The 24459-nt window shown below is 33.1% G+C and carries 14 protein-coding genes; 4 read left to right on the forward strand and 10 right to left on the reverse strand.

Translation table 11 applies throughout. The features are described 5' to 3' along the window. Nucleotides 1–78: 78 nt before the first annotated feature. The 10 genes from QLS65_RS02385 to QLS65_RS02430 all read right to left on the reverse strand — a co-directional run bounded on the left by QLS65_RS02385 (nucleotide 79) and on the right by QLS65_RS02430 (nucleotide 20364). Nucleotides 79–1812 (reverse strand): alpha-amylase family protein, encoded by a 1734-nt coding sequence (locus QLS65_RS02385; RefSeq protein ID WP_282710841.1) that lies wholly within the window; start codon nucleotides 1810–1812, stop codon nucleotides 79–81. 6 nt (nucleotides 1813–1818) lie between these two features. Continuing rightward, entirely contained in the window at nucleotides 1819–2760 is a 942-nt protein-coding gene (locus QLS65_RS02390) for a carbohydrate kinase family protein (RefSeq protein WP_282714981.1), read from the reverse strand. Further along, nucleotides 2753–4057 (reverse strand): MFS transporter, encoded by a 1305-nt coding sequence (locus QLS65_RS02395; protein WP_282714983.1) that lies wholly within the window; start codon nucleotides 4055–4057, stop codon nucleotides 2753–2755. The genes QLS65_RS02390 and QLS65_RS02395 overlap by 8 nt, the downstream gene beginning before the upstream one ends. A 134-nt stretch (nucleotides 4058–4191) precedes the next feature. Further along, nucleotides 4192–5109, reverse strand: coding sequence for a GyrI-like domain-containing protein (locus tag QLS65_RS02400; RefSeq protein WP_282714985.1), 918 nt, complete (start codon nucleotides 5107–5109; stop codon nucleotides 4192–4194). Beyond that, nucleotides 5109–6464, reverse strand: coding sequence for a vanadium-dependent haloperoxidase (locus tag QLS65_RS02405; RefSeq protein WP_282711269.1), 1356 nt, complete (start codon nucleotides 6462–6464; stop codon nucleotides 5109–5111). The genes QLS65_RS02400 and QLS65_RS02405 overlap by 1 nt, the downstream gene beginning before the upstream one ends. 34 nt (nucleotides 6465–6498) lie before the next feature. Next, nucleotides 6499–9759 carry a VCBS repeat-containing protein gene (locus QLS65_RS02410; RefSeq protein ID WP_282714986.1) on the reverse strand — a complete coding sequence of 1087 codons (3261 nt, stop codon included), beginning with the start codon at nucleotides 9757–9759 and terminating at the stop codon, nucleotides 6499–6501. Next, the gene (locus QLS65_RS02415) at nucleotides 9752–13069 is read right to left on the reverse strand and encodes a VCBS repeat-containing protein (protein WP_282714988.1); all 3318 of its coding nucleotides are present in this window, start codon (nucleotides 13067–13069) and stop codon (nucleotides 9752–9754) included. Before QLS65_RS02415 ends, QLS65_RS02410 begins: the two co-directional genes overlap by 8 nt. A 159-nt stretch (nucleotides 13070–13228) precedes the next feature. After that, nucleotides 13229–14743 (reverse strand): RagB/SusD family nutrient uptake outer membrane protein, encoded by a 1515-nt coding sequence (locus tag QLS65_RS02420; protein WP_282710848.1) that lies wholly within the window; start codon nucleotides 14741–14743, stop codon nucleotides 13229–13231. A gap of 12 nt (nucleotides 14744–14755) precedes the next feature. Then, the gene (locus tag QLS65_RS02425; protein ID WP_282710849.1) at nucleotides 14756–17731 is read right to left on the reverse strand and encodes a SusC/RagA family TonB-linked outer membrane protein; all 2976 of its coding nucleotides are present in this window, start codon (nucleotides 17729–17731) and stop codon (nucleotides 14756–14758) included. Between the two features lie 656 nt (nucleotides 17732–18387). Next, a complete protein-coding gene (locus tag QLS65_RS02430; RefSeq protein WP_282714991.1) occupies nucleotides 18388–20364 on the reverse strand; it encodes a kojibiose hydrolase in 1977 nt (658 codons plus the stop codon). Between the two features lie 226 nt (nucleotides 20365–20590). On the opposite strand from QLS65_RS02430, the gene QLS65_RS02435 reads away from it, so the two are divergent. Genes QLS65_RS02435 through QLS65_RS02450 form a run of 4 tightly spaced genes read left to right on the forward strand, consistent with a single transcriptional unit; the run spans nucleotide 20591 to nucleotide 24444 of the window. Then, the gene (locus QLS65_RS02435) at nucleotides 20591–22021 is read left to right on the forward strand and encodes a glycoside hydrolase family 32 protein (RefSeq protein WP_282714993.1); all 1431 of its coding nucleotides are present in this window, start codon (nucleotides 20591–20593) and stop codon (nucleotides 22019–22021) included. A gap of 26 nt (nucleotides 22022–22047) precedes the next feature. Then, nucleotides 22048–22179 carry a GH32 C-terminal domain-containing protein gene (locus tag QLS65_RS02440; protein ID WP_282715748.1) on the forward strand — a complete coding sequence of 44 codons (132 nt, stop codon included), beginning with the start codon at nucleotides 22048–22050 and terminating at the stop codon, nucleotides 22177–22179. A 46-nt stretch (nucleotides 22180–22225) separates the two neighbouring features. Continuing rightward, the gene (locus QLS65_RS02445) at nucleotides 22226–23554 is read left to right on the forward strand and encodes a sugar porter family MFS transporter (RefSeq protein WP_282710853.1); all 1329 of its coding nucleotides are present in this window, start codon (nucleotides 22226–22228) and stop codon (nucleotides 23552–23554) included. A 2-nt stretch (nucleotides 23555–23556) separates the two neighbouring features. Then, on the forward strand, nucleotides 23557–24444 hold the full coding sequence (locus tag QLS65_RS02450) for a carbohydrate kinase family protein (protein WP_282710854.1): 888 nt from the start codon (nucleotides 23557–23559) through the stop codon (nucleotides 24442–24444). Nucleotides 24445–24459 lie beyond the last annotated feature (15 nt).

Raw genomic sequence — 24459 nt, forward strand, 5'->3', positions numbered from 1 at the left:
AATTAATTGTATAATTATTGTTTTCAATCTCTTTAGGCTTGGCAATCTTTATTTTCATATTTTGGTAAGATATCAAAATTAAAAACTCATCGTACTTCTCAGTCCATTATCAGTATGCTCAATTATAAATCCATTAGTTTGAAGATTTGCCTTTAGATGCGCAACTGTGGTACCATTTACCCATTTGATATCTATAATTTCATCCACAGTATCATTGATTTCTACTTGACCTAAAAATGCATTCGAAGTATTCCTTAACCTAATAATCTCTAGCTGTCTATTAACAACTCCTGTTTTCAACCCGCGCTCAATATCGGGTAATGTCAATGTGGTGCGATTAATTTCTTTATGTCCTGCACTACCACCATTATCAGCTGCTTCATAATTATTTTTACCGGCAAAAATATCTAAGTACCAAACCTGTGGAATACCAGGCATAAACATTTGAATGGCCCTTGCCAGAAGTAATTTTTGTTCATTTTCACCTAATGCACTAAAAAATGTAGCATTTATTTGATAATAAGAAATTTTATTCCCAGATGGATCGTAGAGATTTTTCACACGACCACCTCGTTCCATGATTTTATTCATGATACCCTCTATATCAGCATCCTCTAACAATCCTTTATTATAAACACCATTTACCTCCTTGCCTTTCAAGTCCAAAACAGGTATTCCATCATGACAACCAAGCATATTTACTGTTTTATATCCTTTGGCAATAATTTCCTTAGCCCAACTTAATAAAGCTTTACTAGTTTTATTTTCGATAGTGTGTATCGTTAAACCAGGTAAGAAAAAATCATAGATATGATATCCTTCATTGGCGACCTCATCGTGTAAATGCAAACCATATTCTGCATGTATTTCTGGCAATAACATCAAATTATTTTGTTCTGCTATTTTCTTAATACGCTCTAAATATATCCAAGTTCCTGGTTTATTAAAAAAATTAGATTCCCCAACTTGTTTATGCAAATAGGCAAAAGCATCTAATCTAAGTATATTACAACCATAACCGCTTAATTTCTTTAGAGTCTCCTCATAAAATTCCCATACTAAAGGCGATTCACCATTGACATCCATTTGTCCTAAATAGGTGCGCTTTTGCTCAACAATTTGTAAAATTTCTGGTTTAAAAGGAGTGCAATCTTTAAAATCAACGGTTTTGAAATCTTGATTATTATTAATTGCGGTATTAACCGCAGTAACAATAAACTGACTTTTCTCTTCCGTTAAACTTATATTTTGTAAATCAATTACAGCAATTGGATTGTAGGTAACTTGCTGATAAAAAGTATTCCAATAAGGCTGTTCGGTACCATCGGGGAACCGTACTTTCAAGATGGGCAAACCTAACTTTCTCATGAATAATTTATTGAGAAATTCTGGTTTTGGAATTACAATTCCCTCTTCGTTCAGTACGCCGTTTCCCTCCCAGAATTCATTCCAATTTATAAAAAAATCTTTAAATTTTGATTTATTACCGTATTGTAGCATGTCTTTAAACTGAGGGGAAGCCACAGAAAGATGATTTAATACGATATCGAACTTCAATTTTATATTAAGCTCTTTTAAATCTAGCAAATCTTTTGTATCAACTAAATCCTTATTAATATCATAATCGATAATAGAAAAGCCTCTATCTAAATCGCTATTGAAAAAAGTGGGCAAAACATACAATAAAGAAAAAACATCTTTGAATTCAGTCATTTTAAGCATGCCTACAGCGTCAGTTAATTTTTTTCCAATACTGTCTGGATAAATATTAAGCATAACACCACTACTGATTTTTTTATTACTTTGTAGCATCGTATTTTATAAAAGTTTAGAGAGGATATTAATGTTATCCGGCAATCGTCCTACATTTTGCAATTTTAAAGCCGCTAGTTTTAAAGCGATGTCCAAACATTCATTAATTGATTTTTGCTTAATGTAAGCGAATAAAAATCCAGACCAAAAAGCATCACCTGCTCCTGTGGAGTCCATAACTTTGTCAATTTTTATTGCTGGCATTTGTATTATTTCTTTACCTTTTTGAGATAGTTTTACTCCTTTACTTCCTAAAGTTAAGCAAACCAAATCCACACCTTGATGGTGAAAAAATTCGAATATCTCTTCATGCGGAAGTTCTTTCTCAAAAAGACGCAGCATATCGTCCTCACTAATTTTTATTAATGGATTAAACTTACAATAGGCATTGATTACTTTAAAAGCCTTCTTTTTACTTTTCCATAGCTTTCTTGCATAGTTAACATCAATACTTAGCTTACATCCTAAATCATATGCCTCCTGTGCTTTCTTTAAGATTGTTTTTTGTGCAGGATTTTTACTTAATGCAAAACAAGTGGTATGAAATATCTTAGTATTGGATAATATTTCCTTTGAAATTTGTTTTTCATAAATACAACAATCTGCTGAACGATACGGAATGAAATCTGGCGTTCCCTGAGACCTTGAAACAAAAATCACACTCGTGGATTTATTATCAAGGACGTTGAGGTGGTTTGTATTCACCCCAACACTTGCTAATCGTTCCGAAATGTAGGAACCAAAACCATCATTCCCTACAGTAGCAACCATTATAGTATTTAATCCTAATCGCGTTGAATTCATAGCAACATTGGTTGGTGAGCCGCCCAAATACCTATGATAATCTCTAGTATCATTAATAAGAACATCTTCTTGATGACCAATAAAATCTACAAGTACTTCACCAACACAAAGGATATCTATTTTATTATTTATTGTATTATTCACTTAACTTTGTTTTTTTTGTTTTAATTAATAATGTGCAGAGAGCAGCAATCAGTAACAATACTCCAGCAAAACTGATAGCTTGACTCGGATCGTTATCTAAAAAATTCTTTAAAATGTAACCAAATGATAGGTTTTGGATAATCATTGGAATAACAATCATCATATTAATAATTCCCATATAAACTCCGTATCTTTCCTTTGGAACAACAGCAACAACCATCAAATAGGGAATGCCCATCATGCTTGCCCAAGCAATTCCGTAGCCAATAATCACAGCAAAAAATACATATTGATTTTGAACTATTGGAAACCACAAGAAAGAAACCGCTCCTAATAACAAGCATACAAAATGAATTATTTTAGCTCCGTGTTTTTTGGCCAATTTTGCCAAATAAAAAGCAATTGAAAATGTAACTATAAATCCAAAAGCACCGATTAATCCGTTCCATTCTACTGCTTTTTCATACCCCATTACATTCTTTGGAGTTACATTCCAAACTGATAATCCAATACTTTTTGAATTGTTTTGCCAGTAACACATCATTGCATACCACTGAAACAAATAGACAAGGAATAATTGCCACATTACCGTTGGCATTTCTAAAACAGCTTTGTAAATATCTATAAAAGGTGAAAAAACATTTAAAGGTTCTCGTTTTAAAATTGCTATTTCTTCTGCTGTTGGTGGGATTTCTTTTGTTTTACTCATACTCCACCAAATAGAAGTTATAGAAAGGACCGCTCCTAAAAAGAAAGAGGCATAAATCCAAGTTGGCAACGACCCCGTATACCCTACAAAAACAATTGGAAATAGAAATAACGAAATATAGGCCAGAAACTGTCCAAAACCAGTAAAAAAACTTTGAGCCTGAAAACCAGTTGGTTGTTGTTCTTCATCCAGCGTATCCGCAATAAAAGCGCGATACGGCTCCATAGCAGTATTATTACCAACATCAAGTATCCAAAGCAAACCTGCCGCCATCCATAACGAACTGCTAAATGGAAATAAAAATAAAGCAATACTACAAATTATAGCTCCAATAAAAAAATAGGGTTTTCGCCTTCCCCATCTTGGATGCCATGTTTTATCACTCATCGCACCAATAATAGGTTGAATTAATAAACCTGTTAAAGGTCCAGCAAGATTTAGTATTGGTATTTGATCTGGACTTGCATGTAAAAAATCATATATAGGATTTACGGCACTTTGTTGCAAGCCAAAGCTGTATTGAATACCAAAAAAACCAACATTCATATTGATTATTTGCCAAAAGCTCAATTTTACTTTTAAATTCATTCTACGTGATTAATTTGTTAATTTTTTCTAAAATTAATTTTAAAATCGCCAATTAAATACAGAATAAAAACAAAAACGTTTTCGGAAGACCCGAAAACGTTTTCGATAGATTTAAATTACCTAAAAAATCTTTTTTATTTTGAAGTAAACGGAATGATTATTTTAGTTTCCCATTCTAACTCTTCTCCTCCATTAAAAGGATTCGACAAGAAATGTTCCAAAACTTTATTCTCCAATTTAAGATTGTGCTTTTTTGCATAATCCATCAAAGCAAACCAAGCTCTGTCTGAAGTTCTGAAATTCCCGTAATAAGTAGCTTTTAATCCTTTTACAACTGGTAAATTTTTAAACTTCACAATATCATCCGGAACAATTTTAGTATTCTTATCAACTGGGAAGCAATAATTAAAATCAATTGTTTCTTTATCAAGATTCCAGTTTGTAACTTCTACATATGGCCTTCCAATTATTTTTATTTGATTTTGAAATAAAAAACCAGTTATTAAAGCATCGTTAGCAATCATCTTTTGTGCTTTTTCTTGCAAAACACTTTTTAAACTAATGTAGGCTACAAATGTTTCTTCTGAAACACCTTCTCCGTCAATTCTTATTTTAAAATTTTTCAAATGATCGCTCAGTCCTTTCTTAAAATCAGTAATTTTTCTGATTTGTTCTTGTTTAAACTTAGTATTAAAAAATGGAGCCGTTATTTTATTATAGATACTGTGATTCAAATCCTTGATACCAACATTGATTTTTGTCACTGAATCATTCATATACACAATGTCCCAGGTGTATTCCATTTGGACATCGTCTCTTTTCATTTCTTGCTTGATGAAATCAAAATTTCTCTTTTCTAAAATGATATAATTTTCTTTCTCATTTATCATTTGATTAGCTGACCACTCTTGAATACCTTGAAAAATAGTTCCTGTTGCCGCTTTTACTTTAAAAGAAACACGATAATCCGTTTCTTTAATAAACAAATACCAAACTAAAAACAAACAGAATAAGGCACTAAATCCTAATATAATTTTTTTTCTAACAGTCATTATTTTTTAATCATCTTTAATTTATTATTGATATAACCTCCAATATTATTGCCTTGTGCAACACCATTTTCAATTGCTGCTCTGTAGTGAATTCCTCCGTAAAGCCTACTAATTGAAGCTTCTGCGGCAGCTTGTTTAAATGATTTAAAAGGTCTTTTAGGCAACCCAAAAGAAACTTCTGAATCATCGATATAACTAAAATTATCCCCAAAAATAGAGGTTAAAATAATTGCTGAACACGAAGAAACAACAGAATGTCCGCTTACATATTCTGGAAAAGGTGGTGTTTGTAATTGTGGTCTCCAGTTTTCATCTATATTTTGATTAATATACGTTTCAGGACGCACAACATTACTTCTGTACTTTTCTTCCCAACAACTGATAAAACTCTCAAAAATTCCAATTGATGTTTTAGTATAAGCAAAAACCGTAGTCTCAAAATCTGATTTAGATTTTTTTAAAGCTATTTTAGTAATGTTAATCCAGTGTGCATCTGGTGTATTTTTCTTTTTTGCAAACATCATATGACCTTGTATAACGGTAGCATACGGATTACAATCCCAAAAGGAAGCTATAGCCGATTCTTCAGGAATTGGTTTGCTTGAATTTTTCTCCACTTCAACTAATTTTTCAGAAATCAAATTTCCTACATCATAAGTTTCCTTTGCATCTTTATAAAAAGCAGAATTTTTATCCGTAGAAAAAGGATAAGGTGCAATGGGTTTAAATTGAGATGCTGAATCCATAACCAAAGTCCTTATTTCTCCCCAATGCGGTTCAACACCATCCATATAAGATGGCGGAGTTGGCTGCCATCTTCCAGCTTGATCTGCATGAACTGAAAATTTAGAAAAAGTTCGAGTTTGCTTATAATTGTCTTTTCCCATCCACATTTTGATTCTATCCACCACTTTTAAAGCGTATTCTTTAGACAAATCAAATTCTTTTTGATTTTCGGAGCCCCATTTTTCATACAAGCTATCTCTGTATTTTTCTAGAGCTTCCTCAGAAAAAATCAATTGTTTACTCACTTCAATATGAGCAATAAGCGCTGCTAAATTTTTATTCACTCCACTTTTCGGATCTAGTTTAGGAATAGAATCCAATCCTTTTAACTGACCTTGCAAACTTTCATATTTAGTGTTGTTTTGAGCCATAATCTCATAAGCAGCAACATTTGGATAAACATAAATTCTACTGGCTACAGGAGGCGAAAATATATCATGGACCATAATTCCTGTTACCGTATCAACTGCAGCACAAAAATCATCTGTCGTCACTTTAATAGGAGTGTCTTTTTTACATGAAGTTAAAAAAAGCATTACAAGTCCTAAAAGATAAATTTTAGAGTTCATGTTATTGGGTTTAATTATTTTACTTGTCATTAAATTATTTTTTAGCTGAAGGCATTTCATACAATTCTGCTTTTTTATTATTGATAGTAATCAACATGTATTTCTTTCCGTTGAAATTGACAATATCCAAGTGCCTAACTGCCTTTTGAGTCAAATCAATTCCTATTTGATTGCCTAAAAAGATGGTTTTATCATTCTTGATCAAAGCTCCAGAAAATCCGTCAAATCTACTGTGATAGGGTGAAACCCCAAAGTAATTCCCTGCTGCAAAAACTTCCTCGTTCGCATCTGAATCAAAATTAGATTTCAGAAAACTTGTAATGGGTGCCACTTGCATTTTATTCGAAAAAGGAACAAAAGTAAACTTTCCTTTATCATTTCTCAAATAACCTGACTTCAGATTATGAACTTCAAACAAAGTTCCTTTTTCCAGCATTTTTGGATCAAAAATCTCAACCAATGTTTTACCCGCAAAGGATTTGTAACTGTTGAATTTCTTTTTTAGCATCCCGCTGAACTGTTCTGCAAGTTCATCCAGACCTAATATAGTATAATATTGTCCTTTCTTTTCTATTGCCACAATCGTTTCAAAAGATCCGTTAGTATCAAAATCATCATAATACATTTTCATTGGAAAATCCTGCGAAGCTTTAAATTTAGAATTCATTCCCCAGTTTCCTACCAAGTAATCTTCGTCACCATCATGATCTATATCAAAAGTAAGTACTGATTGCCACAATCCATTGCTTTTTTCCGAAAAAACTGTTGCTGTCACATCCGTGAATTTACCGTTTTTATTAGCAAAAAAAGTAGGCTTCATCCATTCGCCAACTACAATTAAATCTATCTTTCCATCTTTATCAAAATCAGTAAAAACAGCATCTGTAACCATTCCGATTTTCTCAAAAGTCTTATTTTGAACAATAGTTAATATTCCTTTATTGTTGTTCAATAAATAACAATCCGGCATACTTCCAAATCTATTATTGTATGAATTATTACCCACAAAAATATCTAAATCACCATCTTTATCATAATCAAAAGTCTTTACAACCGATGCATTTTGAGCCAGCTTAGGCAAAACTGCATTTATATACTGATTGTTTTTATTTAGATACAAACGATCTTGCAAATTAGATGCATTTTCACCTCCACCGGAAGCTACATACAAATCATTTGTTTTATCATTATTAAAATCGCCTATGACAACTGAAGCATCTTCAAAAATAGAATCTTTTTCGATTGCAGCAAATCCCTTTTTAGAAAATCCGGAAGCATTTTGAAAATAAATCGATACTTTTTTACCTTTGGAACCACCAAAGAAAATATCCTCTTTTCCATCTCCATTCAAATCTCCAACTGCCGTTGCTGCTCCACGATCAGAGCGTTGGTATGGAATTAATTTTTGGGACAAAATATCAATAAAATCATTTTCCTGATGTGTAAAATCAATTCCTAAACCAGCTTCTACCTTTTTAAAAATTGGCAGAACACCCGGATGTAATTTTTTATAATCAAAAGCTTTTCTATTCTGATTGGCTTTTACGGTAAGTGTTTGACATGTTTTAATATTTTTTACTGTTTGATACGTTTTATCCGGCCAAATCACCACTAATGAATCTATCTTAGTTGTTTTTCCATAACCAAAATGGACAATTGGTTCTGATGAAGACTGAAATCCTCTAGTAGTCTGTAGTTCCTTAAATTGTTTTTTTCCTTTGGAATAAGAAATTACTTTGGCTCCAATCCCAAAAGTATTTTTTCCTGTAAACCGCAGTTTCAATTTTAAATAGTTTGATTTGGTATCCGTTTTATTGATATAAAGGGAAGCAATTGCATTGGTATTATTGGTAATTACATCTAAATCTCCGTCATTATCAATATCTGCATAACCACTCCCATTTGAAATTATAGAATCATTTTCTATCCAATCACTTGAACGGTTTTTAAACTGTAAATCAGCTGCACCTTGAAAAACATAATTTGTCACATTTCCCTTTGGCATTCGCTTCAACGCTTCTTTATCCAATAACTTTGTCGTACTAATTTTGCTTTTTATTTGATCATTTGAATAATATTTCACATAATCTAAATCGTTCGGACGTTTTGGAATTCCGTTACTAACAAAAATATCTTGTTCTCCGTCTTGATCATAATCCCCAAATAAAGTACTCCAACTCCAATCTGTTGCTGCTACACCACTCAATAAAGCAGTTTCTGTAAAATGGCCTCCTGCTTGATTTAATTGCAACGTATTTCTGGAATACTGATAATGATAGCCTAGTTTTTCGGTTCTCATTTTTATCATTTGAGTATTGTCATCACCCAATGATGATTTCAACACTTTTTCGTCTTCTGGAAGCATGTCTAAGCTCAAAATATCAGGAAAGCCATCATGATTAACATCGGCAACATCAACACCCATTGAGAAACGACTCGTGTGTCCAAAATATTGTTTTAAACTTTCCGTAAAAGTTCCATCACCATTATTTAGATAGTAGTAATCATCTTCGTGAAAATCATTCCCCACATAAATATCTGGATAACCATCTAAGTTAAAATCAGAAACTGCCAATCCTAAACCGTATCCATTTGCACCGCCAAAAATCCCAGCCTGCTCACTTACATCAACAAATTTTCCATTATCATTACGAAATAACTTATCCCCACACTCATAACTCCTTTTATTCCTAATAGCAGCATTTCCAAAAGATAATTCAGAGTGGACGGCATGATTCAATAAATACATATCTAAATCCCCATCCAAATCATAATCAAAAAATGATGCTGATGAACTATAATTATCAAGATCTAATCCGTACTCTGCTGCACTTTCAGTAAATGTATTGTCTTTGTTATTGATAAATAATTCATTCTGACCTTCAAATCCATTAATTCCAACAACTGCACAAACATAAATATCCAGATATCCATCTCCATTTACATCAGCCATAACAGTCCCGGCATTCCAGTCACTTTGACTTTCTACACCAGCTTTTACTGAAATATCCTCAAATTTATTTTTCCCTTTATTCAAATACAATTTATTTTTTCCTTGATTGGAAGTAAAATAAATGTCTACCAAGCCGTCATTATTGATGTCACCAAGAGCTACTCCACCACCGTTATAATAGTAGAGATAATCTAAAATGGAAATATTTTTGGATTCTAATAATTGGTTATTGAATGTAATATTGCTTTCCTCTGAAGACAATTTCTCAAATAATTGTCCCTCTTTTTTGGAACAACCAATAAATAGCAATGAAGCCAGTCCTATTCTGAAAAAATTATTCATGGCGTCTAAATATTTTAGGAGTATTATCATTAACAACAGCTATAATCGAAACCGTTTTATTTTTATCTTTTATTATTTTAACTTGTTTTACTTCCCCTTTTATGAAGAAACCTGATTTATTATAAGGCATCCATGAAAAAGTTCCGTTCTTGCTTCCCAAAAGTAAGCTGCCATAATTTGCATCCAATCTAGAGAATTGTGGTTTGAATTCGTATTGATTTCCACCCAAGATTAAATCCAAAATCCCATCATTATTCACATCCATTGTAGCAATGGTATTCACACAAGAAAACTGAACTTCTTTTGGAAGTGCTTTTATCTCAAACTTACCATTTCCTTTGTTAATTGCGATAAAACTTTCTTGAATATTGACTGTCCTTTGAATCGAGTTATCCACTACTTCTTTAGCAAATAATTCCTGAAATGTTTTTTTGGAATAATCTGCATAGCTCAAATTTTTCTTCTTAATCGAAGGAATTTGTTTGGCCAATTCCTGTTTTAGGTTTATTGGTAAATCTCTACCTTCAATTGATCTGGTTGCTATTTGCTCAATGGTTCCATTATTATCAAAATCATTGGTAAACAATTTCATCGGATTAGCATTGGTCGCTTTGTAGTTTGTATTTGTTCCTTTATTACCCAAAATCAAATCTTTTTTACCGTCATTGTTCAAGTCAACACAACTAACAGCATTCCAGAAACCAAGATACCCAGCAAGATTAGATTTATATTCCACCAATCGGCGTCCATTATTTTTGAAAATCATTGGCGCTGTCCAATCCCCGACTAAAATTAAATCTTTTTTGGAATCGTTATCAATATCTTCCCAAATTGCATCGGTTATCATTCCAACCGAGTTAATTTTGAATGCTTTTTTATCCGTTACGTTTGTAAAGTTTCCTTTTCCGTCGTTTTCCAATAACAAATGCTTAGGATCAATTCCATAAACACCTGGGACGCTTCGACTTCCTATAAATACGTCGGTATCGCCATCATTATCAAAATCGTTTGAAGCGATTACCGAAACATTATTGTTAGTTGTTGGTATGTTGGTTTTGCTTTTGACAAAAACTCCTTTTCCGTTATTCAAATACAGACGGTTTTTATAATTAGCCTGATCCGCTTTTTCATTTCCACCGGAACCTACAAGTAAATCGATGTCTCCATCCTTATCAGAATCAAAAAAACTGGCGGCAGTATCTTCAAAAGTTGCATCTGTCTCTAAGTCTTTTTGGTCTGTAACTGAATAATTACCATTCCCCTTATTTAAATATATTTTACCGGATTGCCCTTTGGCTCCGCCAATAAAAACATCCTCATTCCCATCACCGTTTATATCAGCAACTGCTAATGACGGCCCTTCTTGAGAAAGCATTTTAGAGATTAGACCTTCATGATCAAAATCGACATAATTATTTTCTTTGTGTGCTAAAAATTGATTTTTCTTTTCAGCAAACAATGGTTTTTGTTTATCACTTTTAGGAACATAATCTATTTTGGCATTTGTAATATTCAAATTTAAAGTACAATTATTGGCAATTTTTTTAATCGTCTCAGATTTACCATTTGGCCAAATCACTTGCAATGAATCAATTTTTTTGGTTCCAATTCCAAAAGTCATTACATAATCAATAGACGATTGAAAACCTCTGGAAGGAATTAATTCTTGTCTAAGAATTTCTTTACCAGAAAATAACTCAACAACACTCCCAACACCAAATTTGTTTTGATTATCTCCTTTTAGTTTTACTTTAACGTAATGATTTTTCTTATTTTTCTCGGAGTTATTTCGGTATACAAAAGATTCCATATTGACATTATTGACAATCAAATCTAAATCTCCATCATTATCTAAATCTCCATAAGCGGCACCGTTAGAAAAACTTGGAGTATCTAATCCCCATTTCATAGCTTCATTGCTAAAGGTCAGGTTTTTGTTATTCTTGAAGGCGTAATTTGGTATCGGCGTGCTTGGCATTTTACTGATAATAGTCTGAATTTCTTCTTTTTTACCTGTAACCACCATTTTTTGCATAAACTCATTGGCAAAAAAATCAACAAAATCCTGATTGGTTAAATCGTTATAAATTCCGTTACAAACATAAATATCTTTGTAACCATCATTATCCATATCAAATAATAAAGCACCCCAACTCCAATCGGTTTTGGCAACGCCTGCATGATTTGCTATTTCAAGAAATTGATTGTCGCCATTGTTTATTTGCAACGTATTTTGCATGTATTGATAGTAGAAATCCAGATTTACTTTCCTTGTAAATAAATCATAGTTTTCAAAATTTGTAGTCGTTTTTAAGCGTTCATCCGGTTCCGGTAACATATCCGTTACAAAAATATCGGCTTTCCCGTCATTGTTTACATCGGCCATGTCAGCTCCCATTGAAGATTGACTAATGTGTGATGTCCATCCCTGAATTTGTTCGGTAAAGGTTCCGTTTTTATTATTTATGTATAAATAGTCTCTTTCATAAAAATCATTCGAAATATAAATATCCGGATACAAATCGCCATTTACATCTCCTACCGTAACTCCTAGACCAAAGCCTATCAAACTACCGTAGATTCCTGATTTCTCACTTACATCAATGAATTTTCCGTTGTCATTGCGCAACAACTTGTCACCGCCTCCTTTTAGAATTTCAGCGACATCCCAATCTTTATCCCTTAAATCTCTTTTGTTAGAATAATTAAGACTGCTTACTGGGATAAAACTATTATTTAGAATATAAACATCTAAATCACCATCTTTATCATAATCAAAAAAAGCAGCATGCGTAGTAATTCCTGTGTCAGCTAGATTGTATTCATCTGCTTTTTCGGTAAAAGTATTATTACCATTATTAATGAAAAGTTCGTTTTTTTGTTGATAACCCAAACTATTTCCTGCATTACATACATAAATATCGAGTAACCCATCGGCATTTAAATCAACCATTACAACACCGGTTGACCAGGTTTTGGTTCCTTCAACACCAGCTTTTTTAGAAATATCATCAAATTTAAAATTTCCTTTATTTAAGTAGAGTTTGTTCGTTCCTAGATTTGAAGTGAAATATACATCTGAAAGGCCATCATTGTTGATATCTCCAATAGCGACACCGCCACCATTATAAAAATTTCTGTATTTGAATATGTTCATGTCTGCGCCATTTTTAACTTCATTTAGAAAATCAATTCCGGTTTGTGAAGCATCTAACTTGGAGAATAAGGCGTCTTTATTTTCTGAATTTTCTTTGGAACAATTGGAAAAAAAGAGAATAATTAGGGGTAATAAGACAAAACGATTTGACATATTATATTGTAGAATTTAGTTAGGTAATTTCAGTTGATTAGAAATGCCTAATTTATATAATATTGATAATAAAAAAGAATAAAATTGATATAAAATAAAGAGGGTAATAAATACCCTCTTTATAACTAACTCAAAAAATAATTAATTGTAAACAATACTTTAGTAACCTGGATTTTGAGAAATATTTGGATTAAATAATGCATCCGATGGAATTGGAAACAAAATATATTTAGCATCCGAAATATAAGGTTTCAATTCTCTAGCTTGCAAGAATTTTCCAAAACGAATCATATCATTTCTTCTCCATCCTTCTAACCACAACTCTTTTCCTCTTTCCAAATATACTCCATCAAGAGTAGCAGGAGAAGCTACTTGACCTGAACGACTAGCTATATCAGTCATAATAGTTCCAACACTTCCTGTACCTCCTCTTAATATCGCTTCTGCTTTCATTAATAATGCATCAGAATAACGCATGAATACATAATCATTATCAGGTGTGCCTAAATTAGCAGCATCCGGAATATATTTTTGCATTCTAATCCCTGCTGTTTCAAGAGTAGCTCCACTAGTAATCAATGTAACTGTAGGTGTATAAAACAATGCATTTCCATTTCTGTCTTTCAAAGCTACTGTCCCACCTGGCTTGAACATTTGACCAACTTGTAACCCTACTGGATTACCAAAAGCAGCAATGATAGCTGGATCAGCATTTTTAATACGTCTATCATTTGGATTAAACTTATTGTAATATTCAGCTACTGTAGAGAAACCATTCCATCCATCAGGAGTTTGGTTGTAATGCATTGACATTCTCCAGTGGTATTGAATTCCTCCTCCTGCTCCACCTCTAACGTTTTTAGAAGAAAACAAGATCTCTGGTGAAGTATTATTTGCGGGCTTGAAGTTATCCCAATAATCCGCAGCTAAACTACTGTTAATTGCATTAACATGCTCAACAACTTTATTCATATCAGCAGCAGCAAAAGTATAAGGACCTGCAGCCGTAGTTGCAGTAAACACTCCTTTATTTAAATACAATTTCGCTAATAGAAAGTGCCCAGCATCTTTATTGGCAAAGTCAGCATTACTTGAAGTTCTTGCAGGTAATGAGGAAATGATTGCTTCCAATTCACTAATTACAAAATCTGTGGCTTCAGTTCTAGTCCAAACTTTTGGATCATTCCCTAATGCACTTCCTGCTTCTCTATATGGCGTTTGTCCGAATAAATCAATTACATTATAGTAATAGAACGCTCTTAAAAAACGAGCTTGAGGTATTTCAGATGCAGAACCATTTTCAATAACTAAGTTACAATTGTATACTTGAGATAATAAAGTATTCCATGCATTTCTAACTTCATTATGATCAGGCGCCCATGTATGAACGTGAATTTGTCTCCAAGTAGCATTGTCATCCCAGTCACCTCCACGAGTTGGCCCTACTAAAGCATCCGTTGACATTTCATCTAAGGCAAACATTTGCCCTTGAGTTTCAAAACCTCTTAATCCTTCATAAGCAGTAGTCAAAAGGGAAGCAGTATTTATTGTACCTCCACCTGTATTAGATATTACAACACCATCTAATACTTCTTCATCTAAATTGGTACAACTTACGCCTAATACTAGTGTACCTGCAAAAAAGATGCTTTTAATAATATTATTTCTTTTCATTGTTCTTTTTAATTAAAATGTTACGTTAAGACCAACAGATAAGCTTTTGTCTCTTGGATATGATAAGTACTCCATACCAGCCGAAGGTACTCCATTTAAAGATTTATCAGTATCAACCTCTGGATCAGAACCTGAATATTTCGTAATTATAAATAAATTAGAAGCATTTACATATAATCTTGCTGAAGACATTTTAAATTTATCCAAGATAGAACCTTTAACTGTATATCCAACTGTTAAGTTACCCATTCTCAAGAAATCTCCTTTTTCTAAATATTTAGTAGATGGTGAATTAGGATCTCCTTGTGCTTGAGCTGAAGTTGCAGCTTCTTGAGTTACGTTTCTACCACCTATGAAAGCTCCTTTAAAGAAATAAGCGTTCGTTGTATTATTGTAAATGTAATGACCAAAAGCGCCATAAAACGAAGCTCCTAAGTCAAAGTTTTTGTATGCAAAACTTGTGTTAAAACCAACATTAATTTTAGGTATTGGTTGTTTATCTAATAATTTTTTAGCCGCAGTACCTAAACCTGTATCGTTACCAGCTGCATCAGCATAGATAGAATTTCCACTAGCATCATACCCTCTCCACTCATACAAGTAATAGGTGTAAAGTGGCTTGCCATTTGTAAGCACTTGTGCGTAAGCACCTGACAAACCTTGACCATTTAATCCTCCAGTTGCAATAAACCCTGGGAAATTTTCTAATTTATTACTTAAAAATGAAGCATTTCCTGAAACATCCCAAGAAAAATCTTCTTTATCAATAACTTTATAAGCTAAAGAAACCTCAAAACCTTTAGTAATTATATTCCCTTTTAAGTTTGTATTACGAGGTGATGGTGGACCTGGTTGAGATGCAGCAGGTGGAACAGGAGAAATTAAATCTTTTGTGTCTTTTTGAAAATAATCTACTGAACCTGTCAATTTATTATTAATCAATTCAAAATCAGATCCTACTCCAAATGACTTTGTAGTCTCCCATTTTAAATTTTCATTACCATTATTATCAAGACCTAAAGATCCGTTCAATGTATAAGCACCTCTTGAAATTGCTGAATTAGGTGCAAATTCTTGATTACCTGTCTTACCGTAATTTCCTCTAATTTTGAAGCTATTCAATAAACCTTCTTTATCTTCAACAACTTTGTAAGCAATACCTACAGATGGAAAATAGTCATATTTATTATTCACCCCTAATTTAGTAGATCCATCTGAACGCAAGGTTCCGGTAACAATTAATTTTTTGTATATAGTAGCATTGAACCTAGCAAAATAAGATTGCAATTCCGTTCTGTTTCTATATGAAAAAACCCTAAATTCATTTTGCAAACCACCTTCAATATTATCTATTAAATTTGTTTGAGCTATATTATACCCTTTACCACTTGCAACACTTCCATCTGCGTTATAGTCATAGTAAGAATAACCAACTAATGCATCTAAATTAAAATTGTCACTAAAGTCGTTGTTATAATTTAAAGTATGCTCAAAAGTTTTATTAAACTTATTATTATTATTAATAAAAGCAGAACCAAACTTTACTACACCACTTGTAGGATCGGTTGCTCTAAATTGATCTCCTTGAATATCTATTGTTGGCAACAACTGACTTTTCCTTGCTGATGTAGAACTTTCGATACCAAATAAAAATTGATATTTTAATTTGCTATTAATTTTCCAAGTAGTATTGATACTTCCTAAAAATTTATTTGTATCAGTAAAATCTTTATATGAATTCAATAATTGAACAGGATTTAAATAAGTCCCACTCACTACATTGTATGTTCCATCCGCTTTGTATATTGGTAATGTTGGATTCCAATACAAAGCTGTACCAATAACGTTACCAATAAAACCTGCATTATTAGACAATATAGTAGTTTCATCTTTTAATGAAGCGTACATAATTCTCTGCTCTACCTTCAAAGCTCCTCCGAAGAAATCATTTGAATTATAAACTGTCGCAGTATATTTATCTAAACCAGAATTTTTCACAATACCATCAGTGTTACTTGCAGCTAAAGAGATCCTTGTATTAGAATTTTCTGTTGACTTAGTAAACGACAAATCATGATTCATAGAAAAACCACTACGTAAAACGGCATCTTTCCAATTGTAGCTTCTTGACCCTTTATCATCACCGCCAGCAGCAACAAATTGTTCTGGAGTCATTACATTAAAATCTCCTGACATTTTACTAAACTGTACAGAGGCATTATAGGACAACTGAGGCACTTTTGACTTACCTTTTTTAGTTGTAATTACTATAACCCCATTAGCTCCACGAGAACCATAAATAGCTGTAGAAGAGGCATCTTTCAATACACTAATACTTTCAATATCATTCTGGTTTACGAAATTTAAAGGATTTCTTGCTGAAGAAGACCCTAATAAATCAGCTCCACCTGCTGAAACATTTCCTCCATCTAAAGGGACACCGTCAATAACCACAAGTGGTCCATTTCCTGAACGTATAGAAGTGTTTCCACGAACTCTAATAGCAACACCTGCACCTGGCTCTCCACTAGACTGTGTAACTTGAACACCTGCAACTTTACCTCTCAATAATTGAGCAGGAGAAGGAGAAGATACATTATCAAAATCTTTTGCACCAATTTGATCAACTGCACCCGTTGCATCTTTCTTTCTAACTGAACCGTAGCCTATAACTACAACTTCTTTTAATTCAGCTGAGTCTTCTTTTAACACTACATTAACTGTGCTTTTTCCTGCTACATTTACCTCTTGAGTTTTAAGACCAATGTAACTAAAAACTAAAACTGCGTTTGAGCCAACATTCTTGATAGTAAATTTTCCATCGAAATCAGTTTGCGCTCCATTTGTTGTTCCTTTAACTAAGATAGAAGCCCCTGGAAGCGGACCGCTAGCATCAGATACAGTTCCAGACACATCTTGTGAATATGTCAAACTTGTACATAGCATCGTTAGAAACACCATCAAGCCTTTAATTAGACTATTTTTCATACGTAATAAATAAGTTGGTTAATAATTTGTTTTAATGGTTTGTTTTAAATATTAAGACCAAACATAATTATAATTTTATGATAATATTAAGATTTCATTAAACTATAACGTTTTCGTTATGCCGAAAACGTTTTCGATTTTAAAATTAATCCTTTAAAAAATTAATACTAAAATTATAATAAACATAAAAAAAAGCCTCTAAAAAAATCATTCTTGTATTATTTTCACTTTTGCATCGAAAAACTATTGCGTTTTAATCAAAAAAAACGTCTATTACGAAAGAACATTGCGAATTATCCAAAGTAATGTCGGTTTTTGTTATTAATCTATAATACTGGTTTGGCTTAATAAATATACCTCAAAACATTTGGCTAAAAAAACCACATCTTCTTTATTTTTCATTTCATAACGCTAAAAAAATAATAATGTAACACAGACAGATTAACATGAAGATTTAGACACACTAGCACTCTTTTTTGGACAAAAAAACTCAATACATTTTAAATCAAAAAAAAATATTTCATAAACTCATCCAGTACTTGAAAACCTTCTTTACTAATGATCTAAAAAAATAAAAAAGCCACAAATACAACAATTTAATCCATTTACAAACAGACTAAATCATGTATTCGTGGCAAAAAAAAACTTTAACTTAACTATTTGATAATAATTGTTTTGTTGTCAACTCCAATACCAATAATCTTTAACGATTTCCATTGCTTGGGTAACAATCCTTTATTATATTTCAATCCAAGGTCCGTTTGTTCCACTCCGCCAAAACCATAGATAACAGCTTGAAGCATCGCTCCAGCTCCCGTGGCAAAATAAGGGTTATTGCTATTAGCTGATTCCGAAAACACTCCAAAAGGAGGACGGCTATTTGGCAAATAGGATTTTACAAAATAACTATACGCTTTTTCTCTGTCCCCTAATCGTGCATACAAAACGGATAAAACTCCAGAGGCCATAGCTGGACCATCTTTTTTATCAATTTTTTCGGCGTAATATTCTAAATCTTTTTCAATTTGAACTTTGTCAGTGATTATATGTAAAGGATACGCTAACAAATTTACATCCGCTTGTTTTATCATCTGCCCCTGATACCCTTTATAATTTTGAGTAATCCCATTCTCTTTGTGAATGACTAATTTCTCCGACACTTCAATCCATTTCGGGTTAATCGGTTCGTTCAAAATTGTTGCCGCTTTAATCGTGTTTTTTAAAGATTCAATAGCTGATGCATTTGTAAAAGCATTATCATCTACGTGTTGCGCATATTCATCAGCACCCACTACATTTAAAATAGAGTAACTTCCATCTTGATTTTTAACTACACGACTTACCCAAAAATCTGCTGTTTCTTTCAGAACCGCCCATTCTTTTCTCAACCAAGATTTATCTTGTGTATAACTGAAGTAATTCCAAAATGCAATCGAAACATCCGCCGTGATATGTTGTTCAAAAATTCCTGTCAAAGCCCAAGTTGGAGTTGCCTCTTCACCTGTGTCATCAGATTCCCAAGGATACATTGCTCCTTTATACCCATAGATAAAAGCTTTTTGTTTTGCTTTTTGCAAACGGTCTGAACGATAATCTAGACATGATTTTGCCATATCAGGTTGTAAAGCCAATAGTGTTGGATACATCCAAAGTTCCGTATCCCAAAAAATATGACCGTTATATCCCTGAGATGATAATCCCATTGGAGCTACACTTTGCCTGGTTTCCGGACGTACGTATGAATACAAGTTGTACAATGCAAAACGTACCCGTTGTTGCGCATCAAGATCTCCTTCAATTTGAATGTCACCGGTATTCCATAATTCAGCCCAAGCTTGTTTGTGACGGTTCAATAATTTATCAATTCCTTCTTGTAAAGCATATATTGGTTGCCTTTCGGATTCATTCAAAGGATCAGTAACATCCTTTGAAGTACAAATTCCTCCTGCAACTGCAAAACGGTATTTTTTACCCTTCATTAATTTTTTAGTAAAGCCAACTTCATTTCCGGTTTGTGTTAAAGTTTCACCTTGTCCATCAAAAAGAAATGTAGTAGAAGCAGCTACCGTATATTTCCCAGTTAGCGTTTTAGCGACTGTCCCAAAAACTGGCATTAAATACTGATTATCTTTTAAAACACGGAACTGACTTTTAGCGTCTTTCAATTCATCAGGAACTACCATATAATTATTAGCAGTAATTTCGATATCTTTAATGGGAGTAATTTCGACAATTGCCATTGCTGAAAAAGGAACAGCTCTATTAGCCAAAATCGTATAATTGATAGTCGCCAAATCTTTAAATGAAAAGGAAGTGGTACTCGTCCCTTCTTTCATAGAAACTACTTGACTCCAGTCATCAATATTGTCTGATTTAATTTCTTGATTGTTTATATTCAAATGCAGATTCAAAAACTCAATTCCTCGTACAATTCTGCTAATTCCATTTTCGGGACTTCCGTCATAAACGCCATTCAGAATAATTTCTTTTGTTTTCAAAGGCGTATCGTCTGTAACAATTCCTATCTGTCCATTTGCCATGGCAACACCATAATAATTTTTCCTGGAATTTGCGAATAAGTGCCACTCATCTGATTTGCTTTGGCTAAAAACGACTGTAGTTAGTAAGAGCATAAACAACAAACTTTTAACTTTTGAAACCATAGTTTAATTTTTTAATAATATTTCCAAACTTATATATTTTTTAGGTAGAAATATTGAATAGTTTCATAATGTATGTCGAATACAAAACGAAAACGTTTTCGACTTATCAAAAACGTTTTCGATAACTCAATTATGTTTAATTAAAGAATATAATTCTATTTTTATGAAGATAATATAATAATTAAACCTTATTTTGATGAAGTTCACAAATAAAATACTCCCCTTTTATTTAGTATTTGGAGCCTCTTTATTCTTGTTTTCTTGTAAAAAAGAAGCGGAAAATGGAGTTATTACCATAGCTTCTTCCGAAAGTATAAAAACTGATTCCACGGTACAATACAAAGAACCTTATAGACCACAATTTCATTTTTCTCCAGAAAAAAAATGGATGAATGATCCAAACGGAATGGTTTTCTACAAGGGAATTTATCATTTGTTTTACCAATATTATCCAGACGACATTGTGTGGGGACCGATGCATTGGGGACACGCGACAAGTACGGATTTAATCCATTGGACACATAAAAAAATCGCTTTGTTTCCTGACAAATTAGGAATGATATTTTCAGGAAGTGCCGTGGTAGATTTAAAAAACACTTCTGGCCTTGGGACAAAAGAAAACCCGCCAATGATTGCCATTTTTACCTATCACGACATGGCTGGTGAAAAAGCGGGAAGAACAAACTATCAAACGCAAGGATTAGCATATAGTCGCGACGAGGGCGAGACTTGGGTAAAATATGATGGTAATCCAATTGTTAAAAATTCCGGCATGAAAGATTTTAGAGATCCTAAAGTATTCTGGAATACCGATAGCAATCTTTGGAATATGGTATTAGTAGCCGGAGATCATGCACAATTTTACACTTCCGAAAATTTAATCAGCTGGACTCTTGAAAGTGAATTTGGCAAAAATATAGGAGCACATGGCGGTGTATGGGAATGTCCCGATATTTTTAAATTAAAAGTTGCCGATACCAATGAAGAAAAATGGGTTTTACTTATCAGTATCAATCCTGGCGCTCCAAATGGAGGTTCCGGAACACAATATTTCGTAGGTGATTTTGATGGGGAAAGTTTTAAAACAACTCAAAAAGACATCAAATGGATTGACAATGGCGCTGATAATTATGCAGGTGTCACCTACAACAATACACCTGACAATAAACGAATATTCATAGGCTGGATGAGCAATTGGTCATATGCGAGAGACACGCCTACAAAGAACTGGAGAAGCGCTATGACACTCCCAAGAGAGCTTTCTCTTGCTAAAATTAATGGTGATTATATCCTGAAAAACGCTCCTGTTGAGCAGTTCAAAAAACAAGGAACTACAGCCTTTTCTAAAGATGAAATTATCCTAAAAGCGAATCAAAAAACTACAGTTGATTACCAATATTTGAATCAGTCAGTAGTACAATTGAATGCTAAAAATAAAAACTTAAAATTGGTTTTTTCCAATGAAGTAAAGGATTCTCTGGTTATCAATTACGATGCGAAGCTAAAGACTTTTGCTATTGATAGAACACATTCTGGAATAGTAAACTTCGAAAAAAGTTTTGGAGAAAAAATTCACAACACCAAAATTCCAAACATTAGAACTGAAACAATTGATTATCAATCATAGTAGATTGGTCCTCAATTGAAATTTTTCTGAACGGTGGCGTATATAGTTTTACGGAACAAATTTTCCCTAGCAAACCGTACACCAAACTTAGCATTCAATCAAATGGAAATCAGGAAATTAAAAACCTTACCATTTCTAAAGTAAAGGGAATCTGGTAGAAGAATTCTTTATAACAACCAAAATAATTAACCAAAAAACAAACTAATGAATAACAAAAAAATACTTTATTGGTCCATTATCGTTGCATTTGCAGGATTTTTATTTGGATTTGACACTGTAGTAATTTCGGGAGCCGATAAACAATTACAGCAATTATGGGGTTCTTCTGATTTGTTTCATGGACTAGTAGTTATGTCATCCGCATTATGGGGAACGGTTATTGGAGCTGTTTTTGGTGCATTTCCAACGAATATTTTAGGTCGGAAAAAGACTTTAATAATTATAGGATTGCTATTTTTTGTTTCTTCTATTGGAACTGCATTTGCAAATGATCCTATTTTCTTTTCCATTTTTAGATTTCTTGGCGGAATTGGTATCGGGGCATCTACTATTGCGGCTCCAACCTACGTTTCTGAAATTGCTCCTGCAAAAGACCGCGGAAAATTGGTTGCTTTATACCAATTCAATATTGTTTTTGGAATTTTAATCGCTTTTACATCTAACTATTATTTACAGGATATTGGAGAAAATGCCTGGCGTTGGATGTTAGGAATACAGGCTTTCCCATCCTTTCTATACACAATTCTGGTATTTGGAATCCCGGAAAGTCCGCGTTGGATTTTAGAATACAAGAAAGACAGAGCAAAAGCAGTCGCTATTTTGAAACAAATTAACAGTGAAGCAGCAGTAGAAGCAGAAATTGCAGCTATCGAAAAAGAAACTACTCATGAAGGGAAAAACGAATCCATTTTCATGGTAAAATATAGAAAACCATTACTATTGGCGTTTTTTATTGCCTTTTTCAATCAGCTCTCCGGGATTAATGCTTTTCTATATTACGCTCCTAGAATTTTTGAATTGGCTGGACTAGAAAAATCAGCATCTTTTTTGAGTAGTATCGGAATAGGAGTGATTAATTTGATATTTACCATGATTGGAATCTCGCTAATCGATAAGTATGGAAGAAAAACATTGATGTATTTAGGTTCTGTAGGATATATAATTTCTTTAGGATTAGTGACAACTGCCTTTTATTTTGAGTGGAAAGGAATGGCTGTTCCGTTATTTTTCTTTTTGTTTATAGCTTCTCACGCGATAGGTCAAGGAGCCGTAATTTGGGTATTTATTTCTGAATTATTCCCAAATAAATTAAGAGCGGCCGGAACTTCTTTTGGGACTTCTGTTCATTGGGTTTTAGCTGCATTGATTCCTTCTTTTATTCCGTTTTTGTTTAAAGAAATTGGGACTACAACTGTTTTTGCCATATTCTGCATAATGATGATTTTCCAATTGCTTTGGGTATTCACAAAAATGCCGGAAACTAAAGGAAGAACATTAGAAGAACTATCTGAAAGTCTATCAAAAAACGAATAACCATGACTAAAAATATAATCTGTTTCGGCGAAGTTTTATTTGACGTTTTCCCAACGCATAAAAAAATTGGAGGAGCACCATTGAACGTGGCACTTCGCTTGGCATCACTTGGCATCAATGCCAAAATAATAAGCCGGGTAGGAAATGATGAAATTGGAAAAGAACTTCTTGCTTTTATTAAAAAAAACGGAGTTGATACCAATACGATTCAAATAGACGAAAACCTATCAACCGGGCAAGTTATTGTTAAATTAAACGAAAAAGGTTCTGCTTCATACACCATAAATTACCCAGTTGCCTGGGATAAAATTGTTTGTATTCCAGAAGACGAAATCATGGTCAAAAAAGCGGATGCACTTGTTTTTGGGAGTCTTGTATGCCGAGATTCTGTTTCACAAAGCTCACTTTTAGAAATAATAAACTATGCAAAATACGCAGTTTTCGATGTTAATTTGCGTGCTCCTTTTTATACCAAGGAAATACTGATTAATTTGATGATGCAGTCAGATTTTATAAAATTTAATGATGATGAATTGTATGAAATAAGTGCTTTCATGAATTCTCCTTACCATTCATTGGAACAGAATATACTTTTTATTGCAGAACAGACAAACACAAAACACATTTGTGTAACCAAAGGAAGTCATGGCGCTGTTTTGTATTTCAATGAAAAAATGTATTACAATAGCGGTTATAAAATTGATGTTGTGGATACTGTAGGTTCTGGAGATTCCTTTTTAGCAGGATTGCTAAGCAAGTTATTGATAAATAGCAATCCACAAGAAGCGATTGATTTTGCCTGTGCGTTAGGGGCAATTGTAGCAAAAAACGAAGGGGCAAATCCAAAAATTTCCAGTAAAGAAATCAATGCATTTATGAATCCTATATAACAATTTTACAATACT

Source organism: Flavobacterium algoritolerans (genome assembly GCF_030010385.1).
Taxonomy (GTDB): domain Bacteria; phylum Bacteroidota; class Bacteroidia; order Flavobacteriales; family Flavobacteriaceae; genus Flavobacterium; species Flavobacterium algoritolerans.